The following is a 26,614-nucleotide window of genomic DNA, read 5'->3' on the forward strand; positions in this document are numbered from 1 at the left end:
TAGGTTATTTTTTTAATTTGCTGGTTCTTCTAAATCTGAACGTTCAGAGAATCTTGAATATTGAGATGCAAAGATGAATTTAATATCACCAATCTTACCTTGACGGTTTTTTGCGATAATAACTTCAGCATCACCCGTAGGCTCACCTTCACGATTATAGTAATCATCACGGTGAATGAACATAACGATGTCGGCATCCTGTTCGATAGATCCTGATTCTCTTAAGTGAGCAAGTAACGGACGCTTATCCGCTGTTTTTTCAACATCACGAGATAACTGTGATAAGGCAATAACTGGAATCTTTAATTCCTTAGCCATTTGTTTTAATGAACGAGAGATTTTAGAAACTTCTTCTTGACGATTAGGATTTTTACTATCATCGCCACGAATTAATTGTAAGTAGTCAATAACTACTAAATCTAATTTTTTCTCTTGAGAAAGTTTACGACATTTCGCTCTAATTTCACTAATACTTGCTGATGATGAGTCATCAAAGAAAATATTATAACTATTTAGGCGGTCTGTGTATAACTCAAACTGTTTCCATTCTTGAGCAGTTAAATGTGCCGTACGTAATTTAGAGTTTTCAATATTACTTAAACTTGAAATCATACGGGTAACTAATTGTTCGTTACTCATTTCAAGTGAGAAAATTGCAACGCCAGCTTTACCGTTTTTATTATACATAGCAGCATTGACTGCCAAGTTCATTGCAAACGCAGATTTACCCATAGATGGACGAGCAGCAAGAATAATTAATTCTTCTGGTTGTAAGCCATTAGTATGTTGATCAAGTGTTGCAAATCCAGTTGTCAAACCAGTAATGTTACCTTTGTTATTTTGTAGGTAAACCATTTTTTCTTTGATTTCTTTAACAACTTCTGGAACAGGTTTAAACGCTCCCACTTTTCTTCTTTGTGATAACTCTAAAACTTGTGATTCAACACGATCTAAATATTCAGATGCATGAATATCAGATGTTAATCCATCTGTTGCTAAACTTTGTGTGACTTTGATTACATCACGTTTTAATGAGAAATCTTTAATAATTTCAATGTAAGTTTCTAAGTGTTCTAAAGAAACCGTGTAGTTAGATAATTCAATAATTGCTGAGATACCACCAACAGATTCTAATTGTCCTTTAGATTCTAAATTAGACGTCACTGAGGTATAGTCAATATTTTTACGTTGATGATATAAATCTTTAATTGATTGGAAAATCATGAGGTGTGAGCCATCAAAGAAATCTTCTTCTCTCACTTCATCAAGTATTGTAGGCACTGTTTTTTGGTCTAAAAACATTGCCCCTAAAACTGACTTTTCCGCATCCAATGAATGAGGTAATTTATTTGCCATTTTTAGTCTCTCTTTTCAATGATATTTACTTCAAAACTTGCTTTTACACCCTTATCTAAGTTAACTGTTACTGGATAAATACCTGCAGATACAATATCTGTTGTTAATTCAATCTTTTTCTTATCGATAACAACACCGTGTTTCTTTTCAAATTCTTCAACGATTTGTTTAGATGTGATTGAACCAAAACGTTTTCCATCTGCACCTACTTGAATTGGTAATGTAATTGATTTACCATCGATTTCTGATGCAATTTTTCTCATTAAATTAAGATATTGGATTTCTTGTTGTTTTTGTTTTTCTTTTTGTTCAGCTAAGATAGCTAAGTTTTCTTCTGTTGCTTGTACAGCTAGTTTAGATGAAATTAGGAAGTTTGCATAACCACCTGCAACTTCGATAATAGCATCCTTTTTGCCTTTTCCTTTAACGTCTTCTAATAAAATAACTTTCATAGGTTCACTGTCTCCTCCGTACTCTAATTCTAGTATATGTTTTAATTGTTGATAAGCGTCATTAACTTCAATATCTTTAATTTGTGTTGCAGCACTATTTAAGTGTCCGCCACCACCCATTTCTTCCATGATGACTTGAACATTAATTGCACCGTAACTTCTCGCTGAAATACCAACATCTGTTGGGCTAATTTTTACAATTGTAAATGCTGCATCAATATCTCGGATATCTAATAATTGTTCAGATACTTGAGCGATAAATGCGCGATCTTCGTGAATTTCTTCAACGTTAATGATTGCGAAACGATCTAAGTAAATCTCTACTTTTCCAAGTAAATTATTTAACTCAATCATGCGTTCTAAATCATTTCTTAACCATGTTTTAACCATGATTGTATCTGCGCCATATTCTTTTAATTTAGCCGCAACTTCAAATGTTCTTGTGTTTGTTCTATATGTGAATGTATTGGTATCCACAATTAAACCCGCATACATAATAGATGCTTCTAATGAATCTACTTTAATTTCTCTTTCAAAGAAATCAACAAGTTCCATTAATAATTCAATTGTTGACGAAGCAGATGGATGGATATATCCAAATACGCCAGATATTGATGTTTCATTACCACGGTGATGGTCAATAACTGCTGTTTTAATATTTAAACTTAATAGTTCTGGAGAATGCACAATTTGAGATGTTTGTGTATCTAAAACTAATAATAATGTATCTTTTGTAACTTTTGTTAAAGCCTCTTCAGTTCGAATCATATGATTTAAAACTGGATGATTTGAACTTGCTAATAAATCATAAACATATTTAACCGTTGGATCTAATTTTTCTACGTCTAATACAACATATGCTGCTGCATCGGGTGATGTTAATGCCATTTTTAACGATAAAATCATTGATCCAAACGAATCTAAATCCGTTTGATTATGACCCATAATTAAAACTTCTCCAGCCTTATCCAATAACTCTCTTAAGGTCTGACTTGATTGTCTTGCACTTACTCTTGATGATTTAACCAATGATTCTAACTTCGCACCAAAGTAAGCAATCTTTTGGTTTTGAATATTAACAACCGCTTGGTCTCCACCACGTTTCTCGGCAAGTTCAATCGCATTTTGTGCATAATCAGATAACTCATCATACGCTAAATCCCAGCTTGCAATACCAATAGATGCTGTAACTCTTAATCCGTATTTTAATGAGATATCACGAATACGTTCTAAGATATCAAATTTCTTTTGCATCATTTGTTCTAAATTCTTGCGTTTAACTAAGAGAATAAAACGATTATCTCCATATGGTTTTAAATAACCATTAAATTCTTCTGCCCAATCTGCAATACTTGATAAATATTCACCTTTAATTGATGATTGTTCAGAAATATCAAATGCTTGCATATTTTCTTCAAAGTTATCTAAGTTAATAATTCCAATTGCTGGAATATTGTCTTGATATTCTTGTTTCACTTGTTCGCGTGATGTTACATTAAATAAATATAAAACTTTATATGTTGGTTTGTAAATAACCTCATATTTTTCATTTCCAACCGCAATTGTCACAGGTGTAAGTTGACCTGAAGCAACATAATCAGATAATGTTGAAGATATTTGATTTAAAAACTTATCAATTAAATTATCATTAAAGATTGATCTTGCATACTGGTTAACCCATTTAATTTCTTGAACTTGTTCATCTAAAACAATAATTCCGATTGGAAGTTCATGGAATGCATCATCACCAATTTGGTTCACACGAGGTGATAATTTAGACCATCTAGCTAAACGATTCTGTAAATTCTTAATATGACGACGATAATTATGCGATACATAATATAAAATGTAGCCAAAAGTAATAAATGTTAATCCTATACATACTAAAACGAGGGTGTCTTTATATTGAACAAAAGAACCAAGCCAGTTTGTATATGTTAAAACAGCATACGTTACATATGCTAAAACTAATAAGATAATCGATATTATAAGTATAATTACTCTTTTCAAATTAACTACCTACCTTATCAAAATTATATCATATATTCATATACATGAATAAAAATAAAAAGGGTTTAAGATTATTAAATGATAAATATATAATAAAAAGACCTAAAAATAGGTCTTTTTCATGAGGTTATATTTTATTTAGATTCTTTGATTGGTAATAACTTAATATACCCTCTTGTACCAATTGGTTCAAGCTGAATACGTGGATTTGAATCATCATACATATACCCAATCACTGATGGATCATACTTCTTTTCTGCTTCCCAAATCTCAGCAATCGCTTCATTATAGTCTTCTTCTTTGAATGGTTCTCCTTGAAACATTATGTATTTGGATTTTGGAAGTTTGATTACATCAAATCCTTCAGGAATGATGCCATCATAATCTAATGCTACCTCAACTCCTTGTACATACTCACTAGTATTTGGGAGTATATATTTTTTTGGTAACCACATGCATACTGGTTCATTTGCTATTGATTTCATGCTAAGAAGAATGCCCCATACATCACAACCAACTTCATTGCAATAATCAAAATAATGTGTTGCCTTAACACCTCTTTTAATGATTACTTTTCGTTCTGGTCTTTCAACAACTGTAATAAAAATATTTTTTGATGTCATTTTACCCATCTCCTTTTTATGTTTATTTTCAATTCGGTAAGGGTTAAATATTTTTAATGGTACTGGATTATTTGCATATTCTTTTGGATTACACCCAAATTCTCTATAAAATGCTCTTTGAAAACCATCAACACTTTCATAACCTAATTCATATGCTAAATCAATCACTTTAGTTTTTTCATCACGCAAACTTAAGGCTGCATTTCTTAATTTTAGCTTTCTGATATAATCGGCCGGTGTTATACCAATAAGTTCAATAAAGATTTTTCTAGTATACCATGGTGAATAAAGCGAAATATTTACTAAATCAACAATAATGATTTCTTCATCTATATGTATTTTTATATAATCTTGCATGCGTTGAACGGCTTTTATTTTTTCATCCATATTTCTCACCTTACACAGTTATCTTAACAAACCTTGAATTTTAAAACTCGACTTTTTTTGTACAAATGAATTGCTAATGCCATTATAACATGTCTTTTATTTGAAAAAAAAAGACCTATCACTAGGTCTTTGTTATCATTATGAATTCTTTTTTGTTTAAGATTATTCTTTAACAAATGGAAGTAATGCCATATGACGTGCTCTTTTGATTGCTTGAGCTAAAGGACGTTGCCATTTAGCTGAAGTTCCTGTTACACGTCTTGGTAAGATTTTACCACGTTCAGTAATGAATTTCTTTAATAAGTCTACATCTTTGAAATCGATGTGAGTGAACTTATTAACTGTGAAATAACATACTTTTTTACGTTTTTTGAATCCACCACGTTTTGCTTTATCTTGCATATTCTTTTAATCCTTTCTAGAATGGTAAATCTTCATCAGCGACTAAATTCTTTGATGTATTGTAATAATCATCATTGTCTTCATCGCGAGAAGGCTTTGTATCATATTCATTAGATTGCGAAGTATCATTTTTAGACTCTAAGATTTGAACTGAATCTGCTTGAACTTCAGTAACATATCTTGTTTGTCCGTTACTATCTTCGTAATTTCTTGTTTGAATACGACCTTCAATGCCTAATAAGGCACCTTTTCTAACGTATTTCTTCATGAAATCAGCTGTGTTTCTCCACGCTACACATGAGATAAAATCCGCTTGTTTTTCGCCGTTTGCAGAAGTATAGTTACGATTAACAGCAAGCGTAAATTGAACAACTGATATATTAGAACCAGTTACTCTTAAATCTACTTCTTTTGTAATTCTTCCAACAAGAACCACTCGGTTAATCATTCTTATTCTCCTTCTTTTACTTCGATGTGACGGATCACAGCTTCAGTAATAGATACAACACGTTTGTACTCAGCTATTGCTGCAGGTGACATTTCTGCAAGTAACCATACATAATAACCTTTTTTATGTTTTTCGATTTCGTACGCTAAATCTTTTAAACCCATTTCTTTAACTTCAACGATGTTACCACCATTGTTTGTAACTACAGCATTTAAGTCTGAAATTACAGCTTTTAAAGCTTCAGGATCTAACGTAGGATTAACGATGTACATTAATTCGTACTTTTTCATACTAGTTTGGACCTCCTTTTGGACTCCGGTCATTGCTGACAAGGATAATTTTTATTGCACTTTTTACATGCTTTTTAATTATATCACTATTGATGATATATTTCAAGAATTTATGCAATTGTTTGATTCAATAATTTCGAAATTTCTTTTGTAAGGAAATTTATGTTTTTAATTCTACTTTTTTTACGATCTAAAACGATTTTATATACTTTTATCTCGCTTTTATACATAATTCCTACAAAACATACCAACTCATAGTTTCCACTCGCATACCCTGTAGTTGAAACAGCTAAGTCTACTTTTGTTAACATTTGAAGCTTTTTAGCCATATCATATGCAACTTCTTCTGAGACAACTGTATATTTTTCAATTAACTTTTCATCTACACCTAAAACTTCAATTTTTTTCTCATTTGAGTAAACAATATAACTTACATCAAGTGCTTTTGATGCATTCTTATTTTTGATAAATTGAGAAGATAAAGCGCCACCAGTAATTGATTCAGCAAATGCAATTTTTTCATTTTTTTCAATCAATTTTGCTAAGAGATGCTTCATGTAATTTTTACACTCACTTCCATGAGTTTAAAACTTTGGGTTTCTTCATCATATCGCATAAGTTCAAATACATAGGTGCTTCCTAACTTAATTTCACCTAATGCAGCACTTACTTCAGGCACAGTTTTTACAGATTTTCCATTTACTCTTAAGATTAAATCATACATTTTAAGTTTGCCAAAAGATGCTCTAGTAGAGCCAACATCCATCACAACAACACCTTGAATATCTGTTGGTACTTTTTCTCTTGGATCAAAATCTTTTGCCTGTTCGCCAAAGACACTATAGTCTCTTGTTAAAAAGACATTTTGGTCTAAAATATTAATTCCTAAACGTGGTTTAAGATTATTCAAACGTGTGTTAATCATGTATCTAACACGGTCAACAATTATTGATTCGGCAATACCATCAACTAATTCGCCATCAACTAATTCTAATCGTTGTGTGTTTATTCCTATGAATGTTCCATCTATTGTAAATAGAGGTCCACCTGAATTTCCTGGATTAATATTTGCTGTGTGTACAATAAAGTTAGCGGTTTGTTTAGTTACAATTCCAATATCTGAAACACTGTTTTGATAGCATGAACTAACTGGTGTTCCTATACCAAATACGCGTTGTCCAACCGTTACTCTTGTTGGATTTAAAATATTTCCAGTCTGAGGTATTTCAATTATTTTATATTCATTCATGCTTTCAAAACGAATAATTGCGATATCTTCAGCACTCGTGTTTGCTTCTTCCGATGCATAGACATCGCCAATTTCGCGATTGCCATTGTTCATTAAAAGTTCAACATGTGTTGCATCTTGTGCAACGTGTTGATTTGTTACTACATAATAGTAGTACGTGTCATTCATTGTTGATTCTTTATCGTAGATCATACCTGAACCAACACCTATTTGAAACTCCATTTGATAAATTAAAACAGATACTGTACTTTCTTTTAACTCTTCAACTAATTCGTTAAATTTTGAAGCATCTTCAAGAACATCTGCTTCATATGTAATAAATCCTACCAGTGACAGAGAAAGCAGAATCACAAGAAGGAGTAATTTATATCCTCTTTTCATCATTATACCCCCGCAAGGTAATCAATAACTCTATCAATAACTAATGCATGGTTAATTCTAAAAATAGGTCTTTCATTTTCAAATGTTGAATAATAAACGTTGATACCAATGATCTTTCCACTAGATTTTAAAATCAGTGGACTACCTAACATACCATTGTTAAGATTTGTTGAGTGAATAATTAAATTGTCATTTACTTTAGAGACTAATGCCGGTGAAGTTGGCATATTAAAGTAACTTGTATTAATTGGGGTACCAATTGAATAAATTTCTCTACCAACTAATCCTTCTATGTTTTCTAATTTTGTTAATGTAGCAACTTCTAATGCAGTTGAAGTTTCAAATGAAACAACTGCAATTTCAAGTGCTTCGTCTTTTTTAACTAAGTTTGCTTTATAGCCTTGGTCTTTATTCACATAAACATATATTTGATTAACATGTTCAACCACATCATAGGATGTAATCACAAAATAGGTGTATGTTAAACCATTATTTTCTTTCTTTACAAGTAAACCACTAGCAATTTTTTTATCGTTTGACAAACTTCCATCAACAGCAACTACATGTTTTGAAAGTGTTTGTATTTGCTCAGAAAACTCAAATTCATCTGCTGTCACTGGCACTTTATTGGCACAACCTATAAGACTAAATACTAAGGAAAGACTTAAAATAAGTGTAATAAATTTCTTCATGATTTACTCCAATCTAAATAACGCGTTTGCATTATTTGTAGTGATTTTACTGACTTCTTCTATTGTTATATTTTTAATTTTTGCAATTTCTTCAACAACAAACTTCGTATAACCTGGTTCGTTTCTTTTCCCTCTAAAAGGTTTAGGAGTTAAGTATGGTGAGTCTGTTTCAACGATTATTTTCTCTAGTGGGATATTTTTAACAATATCTTCTAGTTCACCGCGTTTATTAAAGGTAACTACACCACCAATTCCAATATAAAAGCCTAAATCAATTGCTTTTTTAGCATCATCTAGTGTGGAAGAAAATGCATGGAAAACACCTGTTAATTTTCCTTTATATTCTTTAACAACATCATATGCTTCTTTAAATGATTCTCTTGTATGTATAATCACAGGTATATTTTTTCTTACTGCAAGATCTAGTTGTTCTTTAAAATAAATGATTTGTTTTGCTAGATTATCTTTATTCCAATATAAATCAATTCCAATTTCACCTAATGCTACAACTTTATTTTTATCTAAAAGTGGAATGATATCTTCAATTTTTTCTGTTTCAACATCACATGGATGGACGCCAACGGTTGCATATAAATTTGCGTAGTTATTTGCAAGTTCAACTGCTTTTTCATTATGGTATTTATCCATGCCAATAACAATTATTTTTTTGACACCGTATAAATCAGCTCTTGAAATAACTTCATCTAAATCTTCTTTATAAGCATCTGTATTTAAATGTGCATGTGTATCAATCATCATAAAATTACCTCTAAGTTAAGTCTAATTATACCATAAAAGGAAAAGAGACTTCTAAGAAGAAGTCTCTTTGTAAAATCTAAATTATTCTAAGATTTTAACTACTGAACCTGATGCAACAGTTCTTCCACCTTCACGAATTGAGAACTTAGTTCCTTCTTCTAAAGCGATAGCGTGGATTAATTCAACTGTAACTTCAGCGTTATCCCCTGGCATAACCATTTCAGTACCTTCATTTAATGTGATGATACCTGTGATGTCAGTTGTTCTGAAGTAGAATTGAGGACGGTAGTTTGAGAAGAATGCAGTATGACGTCCACCTTCTTCTTTTGATAATACGTAGATTTGAGCAGTGAATTTGCTGTGTGGTTTAACTGAACCTGGTTTAGATAATACTTGACCACGTTCGATGTTTTGACGATCGATACCACGTAATAATGTACCGATGTTGTCTCCAGCTTCAGCTTGATCCATTAATTTACGGAACATTTCAACGCCTGTAACTGTTGTTGTTTGAGTATCTTTGATACCAACGATTTCAACTTGGTCACCAACTTTAACGATACCACGGTCAACACGTCCTGTAGCAACTGTACCACGACCTGTGATTGTGAATACGTCTTCAACTGGCATCATGAATGGTTTGTCAGTAGCACGAACTGGAGTGTCGATGTAAGCATCAACTGCAGCCATTAATTCTTCTACTTTAGCAACCCATTGTGGTTCACCATTTAAAGCACCTAAAGCTGATCCACGGATAACTGGAATGTCATCTCCTGGGAAATCATATTCAGATAATAATTCTCTAACTTCCATTTCAACTAAGTCTAGTAATTCATCATCACCAACTAAGTCTGATTTGTTTAAGAATACTACTAATTTAGGAACACCAACTTGGCGTGATAATAAGATGTGTTCACGAGTTTGTGGCATTGGACCATCCGCAGCAGAAACTACTAAGATAGCTCCGTCCATTTGAGCAGCACCTGTAATCATGTTTTTAACATAGTCGGCGTGTCCTGGGCAGTCTACGTGTGCATAGTGTCTTGTAGCTGTTTCATATTCAACGTGAGCAGCGTTAATTGTAATACCGCGTTCTTTTTCTTCAGGAGCAGCATCGATTTGAGAGTAATCTCTCTTTTCAGCTAAACCTTTATTAGCTAATACAGTAGTAATAGCAGCTGTTAAAGTTGTTTTACCATGGTCAACGTGTCCGATTGTACCAACGTTAACATGGGGTTTTGTTCTGTTAAACTTTTGTTTTGCCATGTTTGCAAAATCCTCCTATATTTATTATATATATAATAACCTAACATCAGTTATTTTATCATATTACTAATTTTTTGTGAAGTGGATTAGTTTGAACCACGTTTTTTAATGATTTCTTCTTGAATTGATTTTGGAACACGTTCGTAGTGGTCAAATTGCATTACGAAGGTAGCACGTCCTTGTGTGTTAGAACGTAATGAAGTTGCGTATCCGAACATTTCTGAAAGTGGAACATAAGCACGAATAGCGATTGCATTTCCGCGTCCTTCTTGGCTTTCTAAGCGACCACGACGAGATGTTAAGTCACCAATAACGTTACCTACGTAATCGTTTGGAGTAACTACTTCAACGTCCATGATTGGTTCTAAGATAACAGCTTGTGCTTTAGTCTTAGTTTCTTTTAATGCCATAGAAGCAGCGATTTTGAACGCCATTTCTGATGAGTCGACATCATGGTATGAACCGAATACTAATGATGCTTTAATGTCTACCATTGGGAAGCCGGCTAAAACACCTGATTGTAATGCTTCTTCAAGACCTTTTTGAACTGATGGAATGTATTCACGAGGAATAACACCACCAACGATCTTATCAACGAATTCGAAACCTTTACCTGGGTTTGGTTCGAAATCAATTACAACGTGACCATATTGACCACGACCACCTGATTGACGAACGAATTTAGCTTCGATGTTAGCAGGAACAGTAATTGTTTCTCTGTATGATACTTGAGGTTCAGCAACGTTGGCTTCAACTTTGAATTCTCTTCTCATACGGTCAACGATGATATCTAAGTGTAATTCACCCATACCAGCGATGATTGTTTGACCTGTTTCAGTATTTGTATAAGTTCTGAATGTTGGATCTTCTTCAGCTAATTTAGCTAAAGCAGCGCCCATCTTATCTTGGTCATTCTTTGTTTTTGGTTCAACTGCAACTTCGATAACTGGTTCAGGGAAGTTCATTGATTCTAAGATAATATCATCATTCTCTAATGCTAATGTATTACCTGTTGTTGTAACTTTTAAACCAACTGCTGCTGCAATGTCACCTGCATAAACTTCATCAATTTCTTGACGGTTGTTAGCATGCATTTGTAATATACGACCAAAACGTTCTCTTTGATCTTTTGATGTATTCTTCACGTATGAACCTGAAGTAATTGTACCTGAGTAAACACGGAAGAAAGTTAACTTACCTACGAATGGATCAGTCATAACTTTGAATGCTAATGCTGTGAATGGTTCAGCATCACTAGCATGTCTTACAATTTCGTTACCATATGAATCATGACCAATTACTGGTGGGATATCAAGTGGTGAAGGTAAGTAATCGATTACGGCGTCTAGAACTTTTCTAACACCTTTATTTTTGAATGAAGATCCACAAACAACTGGGAAGAATTCAACGGCTAAAACACCCTTACGGATTGCTCTCTTGATTTGTTCAACAGAGATTTCTTCACCTTCTAAGTAAGCCATCATGATTTCTTCATCGAAATCAGCGATTGCTTCAATTAATTCATTTCTCATTTGTTTAGCTTCATCTAATAGATAAGCTGGGATTTCAATTTCTTTTGTTGTTTCATCAGCATCACCAGAATATTGAACTGCAGTCATTGTAACTAAGTCAATAATACCGTTGAAGTCTGATTCAGTTCCGATAGGCATTTGGATAGCGTTAGCTTTAACACCTAAACGGTTGTGGATAGTTTTGATTGCATGCTTAAAGTTTGCACCAATCTTATCCATTTTGTTAACATAAACAATTCTTGGAACTTTATATTCTGTAGCTTGTCTCCAAACTGTTTCAGTTTGTGGTTCAACACCCGCTTGAGCGTCGATAACAGTTACAGCACCATCTAATACACGAAGTGAACGAGAAACTTCAACTGTGAAGTCTACGTGACCTGGAGTATCAATGACGTTAACACGGTGTTCTTTCCAAACTGCAGTTGTTGCTGCAGATGTAATTGTAATCCCACGTTCTTGTTCTTGTTCCATCCAGTCCATTTGTGAAGCACCATCATGTGTTTCACCAATTTTGTGGATTTTACCTGTATGGTAAAGAATACGTTCTGTTGTTGTTGTCTTACCAGCATCGATGTGCGCCATGATACCGATATTACGTGTCTTTTCTAATGAATATTGACGTGGCATATTGTATTCTCCTTAATTAGAAACGGTAGTGAGCGAATGCTTTATTCGCTTCTGCCATCTTATGTACTTCTTCACGTTTCTTAACTGCAGCTCCAGTTCCTTGTGAAGCGTCTAAGATTTCTTTCGCTAATTTTTCTTCCATTGTTCTTTCATGGCGTAATTGAGCGTATTTAACTAACCATCTTAAAGCTAATGCTTGTCTTCTCTCTGGTCTTACTTCAACTGGAACTTGATAGTTTTGACCACCGATACGGCGAGCTCTAACTTCTAAGATAGGTGAAATGTTATTAATTGCTTCATTAAAAACATCAATTGGTTCGCGACCAGTTTGTTCTTTAATGCGGTTTAAAGCACCATATAAAATGCTTTGTGCTGTACCCTTTTTACCATCTTCCATAATTGTGTTTACTACACGAGTAATCAATTTAGAATTGTAAATTGGATCTGGTAATACATCACGTTTAATGACATGTCCTTTACGTGGCATATGTTCACCTTCTTCCTTTCGATTTTATCTATAGTTTTTAAATCTGTTTAAGTATTTTATTTGTTTAGATTACTCTAAAAGGTATTACTTCTTACCTTTAGTTGCTGTAGCTTGACCTGGTTTAGGACGCTTAGCACCGTATTTGGATCTACCTTGCTTGCGGTTTGCAACTCCTGTTGCGTCAAGAGCACCACGAACGATATGGTATCTTACCCCTGGTAAGTCCTTAACACGTCCTCCACGTACTAAAACAACTGAGTGTTCTTGTAGTGAGTGTCCAACACCTGGAATATATGCTGTTACTTCAGTTCCGTTTGATAATCTAACACGGGCATACTTACGTAATGCAGAGTTAGGTTTCCTAGGAGTCATAGTTGTAACACGAGTACATACACCACGTTTTTGAGGTGAAGCATAATCTGATTGAGCTTTTTGTAAAGTATTAAAACCATATTGTAAAGCTGGAGATTTTGACTTAGAACCTTTGTCAACACGTGCTGTTGTAACTAATTGTGATATGGTAGGCATTTTCTTATTTCCTTTCTTGAAACACATTACCAAGTGTTTCATTTTAGATATATCGGCTTCATGAAGCCATCAATTGGGTTTAGAAATTTATTTATTTCTCATACCTGTTTTATTATATATTTTTATACTGTAAAAGTCAACAAAAATGTAATGAAATTTACTATATTTAAGTGTAATTTACGTAAAAATAAAAAGGCCAATTTTTTTATAATTGGCCTTTTTTTAATTATTCTACGTCGTCTTCAAACGCTGGTAATTGAGATTGTGGTTTATCGTAATAGAAAGATTTTTCTTTTAAGATACCTGTACCTGCAGGGATTAATCCACCGATAATTACATTTTCTTTTAATCCGTGTAATTCATCACGTTTTCCTTTAATTGCAGCATCAGTTAAGATTCTTGTAGTTTCTTGGAATGATGCAGCAGATAAGAATGAATCACTGCGTAATGAAGCACGTGTAATACCTAGTAAGATTGGACGTCCAACTGCAAGACGTTTCTTCTCTTGAAGAGCTTTTCTATTAGCACGTTTGAATTCAGCAATTGATACTTCAGTACCTGGTAATAAATCAGTGTCACCTTCAATAACTACCATGATACGTCTTAACATTTGACGAATAATAACTTCAACGTGTTTATCAGAAATTTCTACCCCTTGCGCACGATATACCTTTTGAACTTCTTCTAAGATATATTCGCTTGCTTTTGTAGTATCTGCAACTCTTAATAATTCTTTTGGATTGATTGAACCGTTAGAAAGTTTTTGACCAGCTTCTACTGTATCGCCTTTCTTAACTAGTGATTCAATATTTGGATCTAATGTGTATTTAAATTCATTGTCTTTAGCATCAGCGACAGTAATCATTACAGAGCCACCTTTACGTGATACTTCTTTAACTTTACCGCGAACTTCAGAAATAACTGATTTACCTTTTGGATTACGTGCTTCAAATAATTCTTGGATACGTGGAAGACCTTGAGTAATATCGGCACCTGATGCGACCCCACCTGTATGGAATGTACGCATGGTTAACTGAGTACCTGGTTCACCAATTGATTGCGCTGCGACAACCCCAATTGCTTCCCCAACTTCTACATATTTATTTGTTGCTAAGTTAATACCATAATCTTTAGCACAAATGCCATGATCTGAGTTACATGTTAATGTTGATCTAATTTCAACTGATTTAATACCTGCTTTAGTAATTGCTGATGCAATTTCATCAGTGATTAATTCATTACGTTTAACGAATACTTCACCAGTCTTAGGATTTACAACATCTTTAGCTGCAAAACGACCTAAGATTCTATCATATAATGGAACAACATCTTTACCTGATTCGTCAATAATAGCTTCTACAAGTAAACCATGATTTGATCCACAATCATCTTCAACAATGATAACATCTTGTGAAACGTCAACTAAACGACGAGTTAAGTAACCTGATTCAGCAGTCTTTAAGGCTGTATCGGTAGAACCTTTACGCGCACCGTGTGTTGAGATGAAGAATTCAGAAACTGTTAAACCTTCACGGAATGAAGATGTAACTGGGACTTCAATAGTTTCCCCTTTAGGGTTACTCATCAGACCACGCATACCAATTAACTGAGTGAAGTTTGATACGTTACCACGGGCTCCTGAGTCAGCCATCATGAAGATATTGTTGCTCTTATCGAACTCATTCATGACGTCTTGTTGAATTTGAGCTCTAAGGTTAGTCCATTTTTCAATAACTTGTTTCTTTCTTTCTGATTCAGTTGAAAGACCAAGTTCATACATTTCTTCAATTGCATCAATTTCTGCTTGAGTCTTCTTAAGTTCTGTTTCTTTCTTAGAGTAAACGTTGATATCAGCAAATGAAATTGTGATCCCTGCAACTGTAGAATATTTAAATCCTAAGTCTTTAAGTTTGTCTAACATCTTAGATGTTTCAGAAATATGGAAAATCTTGAATACACGAGCAATAACTAATGATAGGAATTTCTTCTTAAATGGTTGCGGAGATGGCATTGCATTTAAGAATTCTTTTGGATTAACACCTTTTGGAATAAAGTATTTATCCGGAGTTTTTTCTTCTAAGTTAGTTACAGTTGGTTCGTTAACATATGGGAATGTATCGGGTAAGATTTCATTGAAAATTAACTTACCTAATGTAGTAACTAAATACATTTCATTTTGAGCCTCAGTGAATGTATGTTTTACAGCTTGAGGTTTCATAATGATTCTTGTATGTAATGTAATTTCTTTATTATCGTAAGCAATCTTAGCTTCTTCGATTGAAGAGTAAAATTTACCTTCGTTTCTGTGTTTGAATCTGTGTTCTTCTGCACGTTCAACATCAGCACCAAAGTCTCTGTCTAATCTTTCTTCAATTGTTAAATAATAGTTACCTAAAACCATGTCTTGAGATGGCGTAACAACTGGTTTACCATCTTTAGGGTTTAAGATGTTATTTGAAGCTAACATTAATAATCTTGCTTCAGCTTGTGCTTCTGGTGAAAGTGGAACGTGAACGGCCATTTGGTCACCGTCGAAGTCAGCGTTGAAGGCTGGTGTAACTAATGGGTGAAGACGAATTGCTTTACCATCAATTAATTTAGGTTCAAATGCTTGAATACCAAGTCTGTGAAGTGTTGGGGCACGGTTTAATAGAACTGGATGTTCACGAACAACCTTTTCTAATGCTCTCCATGTATCTTCATCACGCTTTTCATATTTAGCATTGGCATTTTTCTTTTCAGCGCCAGTAGTTAATTGTAATTCTCTTAAGATAAATGGCTTGAATAATGTAATCGCCATTTCACGTGGAATACCACATTGGTACATTTCTAAGTCCGGTCCGACGATAATTACTGAACGTCCTGAGTAGTCAACACGTTTACCAAGTAAGTTTTGACGGAAACGACCTTGTTTACCACGTAATAAATCAGATAATGATTTAAGATGTCTATTTCTTTCAACAGCAGCTTTCTTACCACGTTTAGCATTGTCAAATAATGCGTCAACCGCTTCTTGTAACATACGTTTTTCGTTCTTAGTAATTAAGCGTGGTGCCATTTGTTCTTTTTGTTTCTTTAAACGGTTATTACGGTTTAAAATACGACGATATAAATCGTTTAAGTCTGTTGTAGCAAATCTACCACCATCAAGCGGAACCATTGGACGTAAATCTGGTGGGATAACTGGAATAACATCCATAACCATCCATTCAGGTTTATTGTCAGAATTATTGAATGCTTCAACAACTTCTAAACGTTTAATGATACGATCACGTTTTTGTTTAGAAGCAGTCTTTAAACGACGACGTAATTGTTTAACTTCTTTATCTAAGTCTAAATCTTGTAATAACTTCTTAACGGCTTCAGCACCAGTTAATGCAGTGAATCTTCCACCGTATTCTTCAACTAATGCAGAATAATCTTGTTCAGTTAAAATTTGTTTCTTAGATAATGGCGTGTTATGCCCTGGATCAGTAACAATGTAAGCCGCATGGTATACAACTTCTTCTAATTGTTTAGCTTTGATTCCTAATAGAATTGCTAATCTTGAAGGTGAGCTCTTTAAATACCATGTGTGAACAACTGGAGCTTCTAAGTTGATGTGACCCATACGTTCACGTCTTACCTTAGATTCAGTAATTTCGATACCACATTTTGGACAGATTTGACCTTTGTTTACTGTTTGTTTTTTACCGCAAGCACATTGGTAGTCACGAGTTGGACCAAAGATTCTTTCATCAAATAGTCCACCTGGTTCAGGTTTGCTTGTACGGTAGTTAATTGTTTCATGATTAACTACTTCACCATAAGACCAGTTTCTGATCTCATCTGGTGAAGCTAATCTAATCTTGAAGTGAGTGAAAGTTCTTGAACCATAATCTTTTCTGCTTGAAGCTGGTTGTGCTTCTACCGCATCAACAGGCGTAGATTTAGTACCACCAATTTCAATTGTGTCATCATCATGTAATGATTCATGTAAAACTTCTTGTTTGTATAAAGCTAATAAATCGTTAATTTCTTTTAATAAGAATTGATCTTCTTCAAAAATGTGGAATAAAGCATGTTTGTCATACTTTAATAACATTTCTAAATCATAAATACCTGCTGATTCTAAGATATTTACACTTTCATCTGATAAAGATAAATCTGATACTTTTCTTGGTAATTTATAGAAAATTAATGTTGGTAATACTTCTTGGAAAGAATCACCTAATAGACTTTGTAATTCTTTTAAATTAAATGTATTAAAATCTTCTAAACGATCAATACCTGAGAGTTTTAATCTTTCTAGCGCTTGTGTAGATAATTTTAGTGATTCAACTGGTAAAGTTAATAGTTCTTTGTTAGCCATTATCTAAGCCCTCCCTTAGTTTTAGAGGAGTCAACTAAACTCTTGATTGCTTCATTCTCACCATTTTCAGCATCGACAAGTTCAACATATAAACCTAAAGCTTGTAGTTCTCTTGTTAATACTCTAAATGATTCTGGGATTGAGGCTTTTGGAATTTCTTGACCGTGAGTGATTGCATAGTAGACTTTGTTTCTTCCTAGCATATCATCTGATTTAACAGTTAACATTTCTTGAAGAGTATTGGCAGCTCCATAAGCATATAATGCCCAAACTTCCATTTCCCCAAATCTTTGTCCACCGTTTTGCGCTTTACCACCCATTGGTTGTTGAGTAACTAATGTGTAAGGTCCAACGTTTCTAGCGTGTAACTTATCATCAACCATGTGTGATAATTTAATCATGTACATTACCCCAACAGAAATTCTGTTTTGGAATGGTTCACCTGTACGTCCATCATAAAGAACTGTCTTACCGTCTGGAGCGATACCAGCTTCAGCCATGATTTCTTTTAAGTCTTGGTCACTTACACCATCAAATACTGGTGTAGCAACCTTGATACCTAATTTTTTAGCAGAAATACCTAAGTGAATTTCTAAAATTTGTCCAATGTTCATACGTGATGGAACCCCAAGTGGGTTTAACATGATATCAACGTATGTACCATCAGCCATGTATGGCATGTCTTCTCTTGGTAAGATCTTAGAGATAACCCCTTTATTACCGTGACGACCAGCCATCTTATCTCCTTCAGTAATCTTTCTCTTCTTAGCAATGTAAACTCTAATTTGTTCGTTTACACCAGCAGGAAGTTGATCACCATTTTTCTTGCTAAAGTATTGTACTGATTGTACAACCCCACCACCACCATGTGGAACACGTAATGATGAGTCTCTATATTCTTTAGCTTTATCTCCGATAACAGCATGAATTAATTTTTCTGATGGTGTTGGTTCAAATACACCTTTAGGTGTAATCTTACCAACTAAAATGTCGCCTTCTTTTACTTCTGAACCAGGAATAATGATTCCACGTTCATCTAAGTACTTAACAGCTTCTTGTCCAACGTTAGGAATTTCTCTTGTAATTTCTTCTTTACCGTTAGATTGTTTTAAATCACGAGTTTCAATTTCGTATTCATCAATATGAATTGAAGTATAAACGTCATTTTTAACTAAGTCTTCGCACATAATAACGGCGTCTTCATAGTTATAACCTTCCCAAGTCATGAAGGCAACTGTTACGTTTCTACCTAATGCTAATTCACCTTTTTCTGTTGATGGACCATCACCAATAACATCACCAGCTTCTACATATTCACCTTGGAATACAATTGGTGATTGTAAAACTAATGTATCTTGGTTTGATCTAAAGAATTGGATGAATTCATATGTATCAGTTTCAGCTAACTTGTAATCATATAATTGTTTAGCGATTGCATAGTTAAAGTCGCCACCAACTTTATAAATTACTTTGTTACCAACTTTAACATCTTCTTTTGGTTCTCTTGTAATAATAACTTTCTTAGCATCAACATATGTTACATAACCAGCATGATGAGCAACAACAACTGCACCAGAGTCTTTAGCAGCCTTGTGTTCAATACCTGTACCAACAATTGGTGAAGTTGGTTTTAATAATGGAACAGCTTGACGTTGCATGTTCGCTCCCATTAAGGCACGTGACGCGTCATCGTGTTCTAAGAATGGAATTGAGGCAGAGGCAACTGACACTAATTGTTTAGGGCTTACGTCCATATAAGTTACTGATTGTGAATCTAAGATTGTTGTTTCACCGTTCGCACGAGCGATTACTTTATTTTCTTTGAATGTACCATCAGCATTCACTGGAGAAGCTGCTGAAGCAATAACTTCATCACCTTCTTGGTCAGCAGTTAAGTATACAACTTCATCTGTTACCAATGGGTGCCCTTCTTCATTTTTAACAACCTTTAAGAAAGGCGTTTTAATAAAGCCATAGTCATCCACTTTAGCATATGTAGCAAGTGATGAGATTAAACCAATTGATGGACCTTCTGGTGTTTCAATTGGACATAATCTACCGTAGTGAGAGTTGTGGACGTCACGTACTTCAACACCGGCACGGTCTCTAGCGATACCACCTGTACCTAAAGCTGAAACTCTACGTTTTTGAGTTAATTCAGCAAGTGGGTTAATTTGATCCATGAATTGTGATAATTGTGATGAACCAAAGAATGTTTTGATCGCACCCACTAATGGAGTCATATTGATAATATTTGCTGGTGTAGCATCATTAAAGTTAGTTGTAGACATCTTATCTTTAATGTTCTTTTCGGCTCTAGCTAAACCGATTCTAAATTGGTTCTTTAATAATTCACCAATTAAACGTAAACGACGGTTACCTAAATGGTCAATGTCATCAACATTACCAATCTTGTCATAAAGGTTTAAATAGTATGAGATAGATGCAACAATATCTGATAATACGATATGTTCTCTTGTTTCTCTTTGGTCAGAACCAATCACTCTAATTACATTTGATTTGATGTTATTTTCATCTAATGTATAGATATCTAACATTTCAACAATAACACCTTGTCGACTAGCTTCTTTAGCATAAACATCTGATGTTAAGAAATATTTGATAACTTTTTCATCAATTGATTGTCTGTTTCTTCTTAATAAGTTAATAACTTCTTCAGTAATTGCTTCATTTCTCTTAACTAAAACTTCACCAGTTCTTAAGTTAACGATATTTTCTTTAGCATAAAGCATATCGCCGCCATCTGGTAATGTAGTTGCTAAGATTTCTTCAGCAGTTTCATTTTGTAAGTTGTTTTCTTTAGAAATAATTTCTTTTCTAAATGCATCACGGTTTTCTTTTAATAATTCAATAACTTCTTTTGTTAAGTGTGTGTGTTTAGCAACTAATACTTCGCCATCTTTCATAACGTCGTTTACTAAATAAGCACCTTGAACACGTGATAAAACATCTAATTTTTTGTTAAATTTATAACGACCAACCGCCGCTAAGTCATAACGACGTCTGTCGAATAATCTTAAACGAATAAATTCGCGTGCTGCATCAGCAGGAACTTTTTCGCCTTGACGTAATTTAGAATATAATTCGATTACGGCATCATTTGGTGATTTTGCTTCATCTTTTTCAAATGTAGCAGTTAATAAACCATTCTTACCAAATGTTTCTTCAATTTCTTTCTTAGTAGTGAAACCTAATGCTCTAATGAAAGTTGTTAATGGAACCTTCTTAGATCTATCAAGTTTTGCATAGAGAATTTCTTTTGATCCTTGTTCATATTCAATCCAAGCACCACGAGTTGGAATAACTTGAGCAGAATATTTAATGTCGTTAATCTTTTTATCAAGTTCAGATGTGTAGTAAACACCAGATGATCTTACGATTTGTGAGACAACAACACGTTCAGCGCCATTAATGACAAAAGTCCCTGATGGAGTCATCATAGGTAGATCAGTCATTAAGACCATTGATTCTCTAACTTCACCAGTTACTGCATTTTCTAATTTAACTCTTGCAGATAACTGTCTAGAATAGTTTAAATCACGTAATTTGGTATCATTAATTGAATATTTTGGCTCAGCTAAGAAGCTTTCTTCAAAATATAACTTTAAATCGCCATTGTGTCCTTCAATCGGAGAAATATCAACTAATAACTCATTGATTCCTGTTTTAATAAATTCATCAAATGAAGAAGTTTGTATTTCGATAAGGTTTGGTAATTCTACATTGTGTAACATTTTTGAATAGTTACGTCGCTCTACTTTTTTGCCGTATTTGTCGGTTTTATATCCCATGAATCCACACTCCTATCGTTCTTTGGGAGAACATAATTTTACGCTTTATATATATATAAATATATAAAACGTCCATTTCTATGCATTTTATAATTTTACCATAATTTGAACAACCATGCAACTATAAACTGCATTTATTAATTTTTTTTCGATTTTATAATATAAAAGCCTTTATCTCTCGCAACAACATCTACTTGATCATAGCGTGTCTTCAAGAATTCGATGGTTGACTTTGCACCTTGTTGTTTTCTAACAACAATCCACAATTCTCCCCCAGCATTTAAATGCTTGATTGCATCACTGTATAAAGTATAGATAATTTTTTTACCCGCACGAATTGGAGGATTTGAAATTATTAAATCAAATTTATCATCAATATGTTCATACAAATTTGATTCAATAATCTTTGCATCAATTTGATTTTTTTGAGCGTTTTTCTTAGCTAGCGAAAGTGCTCGCAAATTGACATCTGACATGGTTACTTCAAGTCCAGGATTTAATTTCTTTAATATTATTCCTAAGACACCTACACCACAACCAACGTCTAATAGTGTTTTTGTTTCTGGTTTTATTTGAACTTCTTTTAGTAGTAATTCAGACCCAAAATCCAGTCCATCTTGACTAAAAACGCCCTTATCTGTTGTGAATTCAAAAGGCTGATTTGCAAAGTTGATATGATAGACTCTTTCTTGACTTTTCAGGTTTGGATCGTTGATAAAATAGTGACTCATGAGTCCTCCTAAAAGTGGCAAAAACCCAAGGTTTCCCTCAGGTTTTCAAACACTTCGTTAAAATTAAACGATAGCAACAGTTGCGCCAGCTGCTTCGAAGTCAGCTTTAATTTTTTCAGCTTCTTCTTTCTTAGCTTTTTCTTTGATCTTAGCATCAGCAGTTTCAACTAAAGCCTTAGCTTCTACTAATCCTAAACCAGTTACAGCACGCATAACTTTGATTACTTCGATTTTCTTATCTCCGAATGATTTTAAGATAACGTCGAATTCAGTTTTTTCTTCAGCAGCAGCTGCACCAGCAACTGGACCAGCAGCAACAGCTACAGCAGTTGGGTCGATTCCGAATTCTTCTTTTAATCCATCAACTAATTCTTTGATTTCTAATAAAGACATTTCTTTTAAAGCTTCTACGAAAGCTTGTTTTGTTAATTTAGCCATTTTATTGTTCTCCTTTTAATATTAATTTGAACCTTCAGTAAGCATATTTAAACCTACTGCTAATTCTTTCACTGGCATTAATAATCCAGCAGCTAATTGTGTTAATAAAGTTTCTCTTGATGGTAAGTTTGCTAAAGCATTAATTTCAGCAGCACCAACAACTTCTTTTTCAATAACACCACTTCTAATCACAACCGTTTTGTTAGTTTTAGCAAAATCCGCTACGCTCTTAGCTGGAGCTACAACATCATCATATGAGATTGCAACAGCTAATGGCCCAACTAGTGAGTCATTTAACGCACCAAACCCTGCTAATTCAGCGGCACGTCTTGTGATATTGTTTTTGTAAACTTTTACATCAATGTTTTGTTTGTGAAGATCAATTCTTAACTTAGTGAATGCAGCTACATCTAATCCAGCATATTCGAATACGACAACTGTTTTAGCCATTGCAAACTTTTCAGTTAAAACTTTAACATCTTCAGCTTTACGTGCAATAATTGCTTTTTGCATTGTGTGCCTCCTTTTGGGTTTGTCTTTCTGAATTTTATTTCTTAAAAAATAAAATCCCTCTTTAATCCGAAAGACGTAAAGAGAGAAAATAAGTTCCAGGTTTATTTTTCCTCGGTAGCAAATTAAGGTCTTCAGACCAGCCACTGTCTATGGATATTTAAATAAAGTTTTTAATTATATAGTTAATAATTATTTTCTAATGTTGTTTTCATCAATATGGATACCAGGTCCCATTGTTGAAGAAACAGTAATATTTTTGATGTAAGTACCTTTAACTGTAGCAGGTTTAATTCTTACTAATTGACCATAGATTGCAAGTAAGTTTTCTTGTAACTTGTTCGCATCGAATGAAACTTTTCCGATTGGAACTTGGATGTTACCAACTTTATCTGTTCTATATTCAATTTTACCAGCTTTAATTTCTTGTACAGCTTTAGCAACGTCTAATGTTACAGTACCAGTTTTAGGGTTTGGCATTAATCCTTTAGGACCTAATACTCTACCTAATTTACCTAACTGAGCCATCATATCTGGAGTTGCTACCATTACATCAAAATCGAACCAACCTTTGCTAATCTTTTCGATTAATTCTACATCTCCTGCTTCGTCAGCACCAGCAGCTAAAGCTTCTTTAGCTTTATCTGATTTAGCAACAACGATTACTCTAACAGTTTTACCAGTACCATGAGGTAAGCTAATAGCTCCTCTTAAGTTTTGGTCAGCTTTTCTAGGGTCAACGTTTAAGCGGAATGCAGCTTCTACAGTTGCGTCGAACTTAACAGTGCTTGTCTTTTTAGCTAATTCTACAGCTTCAGAACCTGAGTACTTAACTGTTTTATCTACTAAAGCAGCAGCCTGTAAGTATTTCTTTCCTCTTTTCATGATTTTCCTCCTAAATGTGGTATAACGGGAATTCCTCCCACAATTTAGAAACGTTTAATTTTCTAAATTATTCTGAAATGGCGATGCCCATTTGTTTTGCAGTTCCAGCAATGATTTTAGCTGCTGCTTCAACAGTATATGCGTTTAAATCAGGCATCTTTGTTTTTGCAATCTCTTCTAACTGAGCTTTAGTGATAGTTGCAACTTTTTCTTTCTTAGCGTTTTTAGCGCCAGAAGTGATTCCTGCAGCTTTCTTAAGTAAGTCAGAAGCTGGTGGTGTCTTAGTAACGATTGTAAATGTTCTATCTTCGTAAACTGAGATAATAACAGGAACAACATACCCGATCATATTTTGCGTCATATCGTTAAACATTTTAACAAATTGAGGGATATTAACTTGAGCTTGACCTAGTGCTGGACCAACTGGTGGCGCTGGAGTTGCTTTCCCTGCAGGGATTTGTAATTTAACTTGTTTGACAACTTTCTTTTCTGCCATAACACAACCTCCTTCTTCATAATAAGTATGTGGTACGAATGTATTCTTCCACTATGGTGTGTTTACACGCGTTATTATTCTATCATTTTGGTGTCTAGGTGTCAACTAGAAAATAAAGAAAATGATTTAAGTGAATATCTATGTGTTTTTTTGTTAACACAGTCAAGATTGATTTATTTACTAAATAAATTTATTCATTTGTACCTTAATCATTATACCTTTAATCTCTAATTTTGAAATAAAAAAGCGGAATCAAAATCCGCTTATTTTTCATTTTGTTTTTCCAAATACTCGTCGTATGAAATATTAAATGTTTTGAATTGCCCATCAGGTGTTATTTCAACAAGTTTATTTGCAGTTGATTGAACCAATTGGTGGTCTTTACTTGCAAATAATAATACGCCTGTAAATTCAATTAACCCCTTGTTTAATGCCGTGATTGATTCCATATCCAAGTGGTTTGTCGGTTCATCAAGAATTAGTAAGTTGTTACTTTGAATCATCATTTTTGAAAGTGAAACTCTTACCTTTTCTCCCCCAGATAAGACATTTAAATTTTTTAATGCATCATCACCGCTAAATAACATTCTGCCTAAGAATCCACGCACGTATGTTGATTCTTTATTAGGGGAATAATCTGTTAACCATTCGGTCATTGAAATCGGTTTTTTAAAGTCATCATCATGGTCTTTTTTGAAATATCCTTCTTTCACTGTTGAACCGAATTTAAATGATCCTTCATAGTCATTATCAAGACCCGCAAGAATATTAAATAGTGCTGTCTTAGCTTTTTCATTTGGCCCAACAAAGGCAATCTTTTCATCATTTCCAACAACTAAACTTACATTATCAAGTATCTTAACGCCATCAATAACTTTAGTTAAATTTTCAATTTTTAACACATCTGTTCCCAGTGGTTTATCAACTTTAAAGTTGATATATGGGTAGCGTCTATTTGAAGGTTTAATTTCATTAAGTTCAATTTTTTCAAGTGCTTTTTTACGTGAGGTTGCTTGTTTACTCTTTGAGGCATTTGCTGAGAATCGTGCGATGAAATCTTGTAATTCTTTAATCTTTTCTTCGCTCTTCTTGTTTTGCTCTTTCATTTGTTTGATTAATAATTGGCTTGATTCATACCAGAAGTCATAATTACCTGTATAAAGCGTTAATTGACCATAGTCAATATCTACAATATGTGTACAAACCTTATTTAAGAAGTATCTATCATGTGAAACAACAATAATTGTATTATCGAAGTTTAAAAGATATTCTTCTAACCATAAGATTGCTTCATGATCTAAGTGGTTTGTGGGTTCATCTAATAATAAAACATCTGGATTACCAAAAAGTGCTTTAGCAAGTAAAACTTTAACTTTTTGATTACCATTTAATTCTTTCATCTTCAAGTTATGAAGTGAAACATCAATTCCTAAACCAGTCAGTAAAACAGCAGCATCACTCTCAGCATTCCATCCGTTCATTTCATCAAATAATGCCTCTAAGTTACCAGCTTTAATGCCATCTTCTTCTGTAAAGTCTTCTTTCATGTAAATAGCGTTCTTTTCTTGCATGATATTATAGAGTTTCATATTCCCCATAATAACCGTTTCTAAGACTTCATTTTCATCATATAAATAGTGATTTTGTTCTAGGAATGACATTCTTTTATCCTGAGGGAAAATCACTTGACCACGTGTTGGTTCAATTCTTCCTGCTAAGATTTTTAAGAATGTAGATTTACCGGCACCATTAGCACCAATCAATCCATAACAGTTTCCGTTTGTAAATTTAATATTGACATCTTCAAATAACATTTCTTTGCCGATTTGAAGAGAAATTCCTGCTGTTTGTAACATACGATCATCTCCATTTTTTAAATAACCTTCACTATTCTATCATAGT

Annotated in this window: 22 protein-coding genes and 1 other annotated feature; all 22 genes read right to left on the reverse strand. The window is 33.8% G+C overall.

Translation table 11 applies throughout. The features are described 5' to 3' along the window. Nucleotides 1–12: 12 nt before the first annotated feature. The gene (gene dnaB / locus EXC59_RS04555; RefSeq protein ID WP_035368536.1) at nucleotides 13–1,356 is read right to left on the reverse strand and encodes a replicative DNA helicase; all 1,344 of its coding nucleotides are present in this window, start codon (nucleotides 1,354–1,356) and stop codon (nucleotides 13–15) included. Nucleotides 1,357–1,358: 2 nt separating this feature from the next. After that, nucleotides 1,359–3,818 (reverse strand): 50S ribosomal protein L9, encoded by a 2,460-nt coding sequence (gene rplI, locus EXC59_RS04560; RefSeq protein ID WP_035368537.1) that lies wholly within the window; start codon nucleotides 3,816–3,818, stop codon nucleotides 1,359–1,361. A 134-nt stretch (nucleotides 3,819–3,952) separates the two neighbouring features. Then, a complete protein-coding gene (locus EXC59_RS04565; protein WP_035368538.1) occupies nucleotides 3,953–4,828 on the reverse strand; it encodes a helix-turn-helix domain-containing protein in 876 nt (291 codons plus the stop codon). 162 nt (nucleotides 4,829–4,990) lie between these two features. Further along, nucleotides 4,991–5,230, reverse strand: coding sequence for a 30S ribosomal protein S18 (gene rpsR, locus EXC59_RS04570; RefSeq protein ID WP_035368540.1), 240 nt, complete (start codon nucleotides 5,228–5,230; stop codon nucleotides 4,991–4,993). A gap of 16 nt (nucleotides 5,231–5,246) precedes the next feature. Beyond that, complete coding sequence (gene ssb / locus EXC59_RS04575; RefSeq protein ID WP_035368542.1) at nucleotides 5,247–5,678, reverse strand: single-stranded DNA-binding protein; 432 nt, start codon at nucleotides 5,676–5,678, stop codon at nucleotides 5,247–5,249. Nucleotides 5,679–5,680: 2 nt separating this feature from the next. Then, nucleotides 5,681–5,968, reverse strand: a complete 288-nt coding sequence (gene rpsF / locus EXC59_RS04580; RefSeq protein ID WP_035368543.1) for a 30S ribosomal protein S6 — start codon at nucleotides 5,966–5,968, stop codon at nucleotides 5,681–5,683. 110 nt (nucleotides 5,969–6,078) lie between these two features. Next, on the reverse strand, nucleotides 6,079–6,504 hold the full coding sequence (locus EXC59_RS04585; protein WP_162849173.1) for a CinA family protein: 426 nt from the start codon (nucleotides 6,502–6,504) through the stop codon (nucleotides 6,079–6,081). A gap of 17 nt (nucleotides 6,505–6,521) precedes the next feature. Next, complete coding sequence (locus tag EXC59_RS04590) at nucleotides 6,522–7,601, reverse strand: S1C family serine protease (RefSeq protein ID WP_232034479.1); 1,080 nt, start codon at nucleotides 7,599–7,601, stop codon at nucleotides 6,522–6,524. After that, entirely contained in the window at nucleotides 7,601–8,290 is a 690-nt protein-coding gene (locus EXC59_RS04595) for a S1 family peptidase (protein ID WP_035368545.1), read from the reverse strand. Before EXC59_RS04595 ends, EXC59_RS04590 begins: the two co-directional genes overlap by 1 nt. 3 nt (nucleotides 8,291–8,293) lie before the next feature. Further along, nucleotides 8,294–9,049 carry a TatD family hydrolase gene (locus EXC59_RS04600; protein WP_035368547.1) on the reverse strand — a complete coding sequence of 252 codons (756 nt, stop codon included), beginning with the start codon at nucleotides 9,047–9,049 and terminating at the stop codon, nucleotides 8,294–8,296. A gap of 81 nt (nucleotides 9,050–9,130) precedes the next feature. After that, on the reverse strand, nucleotides 9,131–10,315 hold the full coding sequence (gene tuf / locus EXC59_RS04605) for an elongation factor Tu (protein ID WP_035368549.1): 1,185 nt from the start codon (nucleotides 10,313–10,315) through the stop codon (nucleotides 9,131–9,133). A gap of 86 nt (nucleotides 10,316–10,401) precedes the next feature. After that, a complete protein-coding gene (gene fusA, locus EXC59_RS04610) occupies nucleotides 10,402–12,474 on the reverse strand; it encodes an elongation factor G (protein ID WP_035368551.1) in 2,073 nt (690 codons plus the stop codon). Between the two features lie 16 nt (nucleotides 12,475–12,490). Next, entirely contained in the window at nucleotides 12,491–12,961 is a 471-nt protein-coding gene (gene rpsG / locus EXC59_RS04615) for a 30S ribosomal protein S7 (protein ID WP_035368553.1), read from the reverse strand. An 84-nt stretch (nucleotides 12,962–13,045) separates the two neighbouring features. After that, complete coding sequence (gene rpsL, locus EXC59_RS04620; RefSeq protein WP_035368554.1) at nucleotides 13,046–13,489, reverse strand: 30S ribosomal protein S12; 444 nt, start codon at nucleotides 13,487–13,489, stop codon at nucleotides 13,046–13,048. A gap of 226 nt (nucleotides 13,490–13,715) precedes the next feature. After that, complete coding sequence (gene rpoC / locus EXC59_RS04625; RefSeq protein WP_035368556.1) at nucleotides 13,716–17,840, reverse strand: DNA-directed RNA polymerase subunit beta'; 4,125 nt, start codon at nucleotides 17,838–17,840, stop codon at nucleotides 13,716–13,718. Then, nucleotides 17,840–21,652 (reverse strand): DNA-directed RNA polymerase subunit beta, encoded by a 3,813-nt coding sequence (gene rpoB / locus EXC59_RS04630; RefSeq protein WP_035368558.1) that lies wholly within the window; start codon nucleotides 21,650–21,652, stop codon nucleotides 17,840–17,842. Before rpoB ends, rpoC begins: the two co-directional genes overlap by 1 nt. Before the next feature lie 137 nt (nucleotides 21,653–21,789). Beyond that, complete coding sequence (locus EXC59_RS04635) at nucleotides 21,790–22,383, reverse strand: class I SAM-dependent methyltransferase (protein WP_035368560.1); 594 nt, start codon at nucleotides 22,381–22,383, stop codon at nucleotides 21,790–21,792. Nucleotides 22,384–22,446: 63 nt separating this feature from the next. After that, nucleotides 22,447–22,821, reverse strand: a complete 375-nt coding sequence (gene rplL, locus EXC59_RS04640; protein ID WP_035368562.1) for a 50S ribosomal protein L7/L12 — start codon at nucleotides 22,819–22,821, stop codon at nucleotides 22,447–22,449. 21 nt (nucleotides 22,822–22,842) lie between these two features. Further along, nucleotides 22,843–23,334, reverse strand: a complete 492-nt coding sequence (gene rplJ, locus EXC59_RS04645; protein WP_035368563.1) for a 50S ribosomal protein L10 — start codon at nucleotides 23,332–23,334, stop codon at nucleotides 22,843–22,845. Between the two features lie 39 nt (nucleotides 23,335–23,373). After that, nucleotides 23,374–23,505, reverse strand: a sequence feature (ribosomal protein L10 leader region). Between the two features lie 18 nt (nucleotides 23,506–23,523). After that, nucleotides 23,524–24,219, reverse strand: coding sequence for a 50S ribosomal protein L1 (gene rplA / locus EXC59_RS04650; RefSeq protein ID WP_035368564.1), 696 nt, complete (start codon nucleotides 24,217–24,219; stop codon nucleotides 23,524–23,526). Between the two features lie 64 nt (nucleotides 24,220–24,283). Beyond that, nucleotides 24,284–24,712, reverse strand: coding sequence for a 50S ribosomal protein L11 (gene rplK / locus EXC59_RS04655; protein WP_035368565.1), 429 nt, complete (start codon nucleotides 24,710–24,712; stop codon nucleotides 24,284–24,286). 263 nt (nucleotides 24,713–24,975) lie between these two features. After that, entirely contained in the window at nucleotides 24,976–26,568 is a 1,593-nt protein-coding gene (locus EXC59_RS04660; protein ID WP_035368566.1) for an ABC-F family ATP-binding cassette domain-containing protein, read from the reverse strand. Nucleotides 26,569–26,614 lie beyond the last annotated feature (46 nt).

Origin of the sequence: Acholeplasma hippikon (genome assembly GCF_900660755.1) — a bacterium.
GTDB classification, from domain to species: Bacteria; Bacillota_I; Bacilli_A; order Acholeplasmatales; family Acholeplasmataceae; genus Acholeplasma; species Acholeplasma hippikon.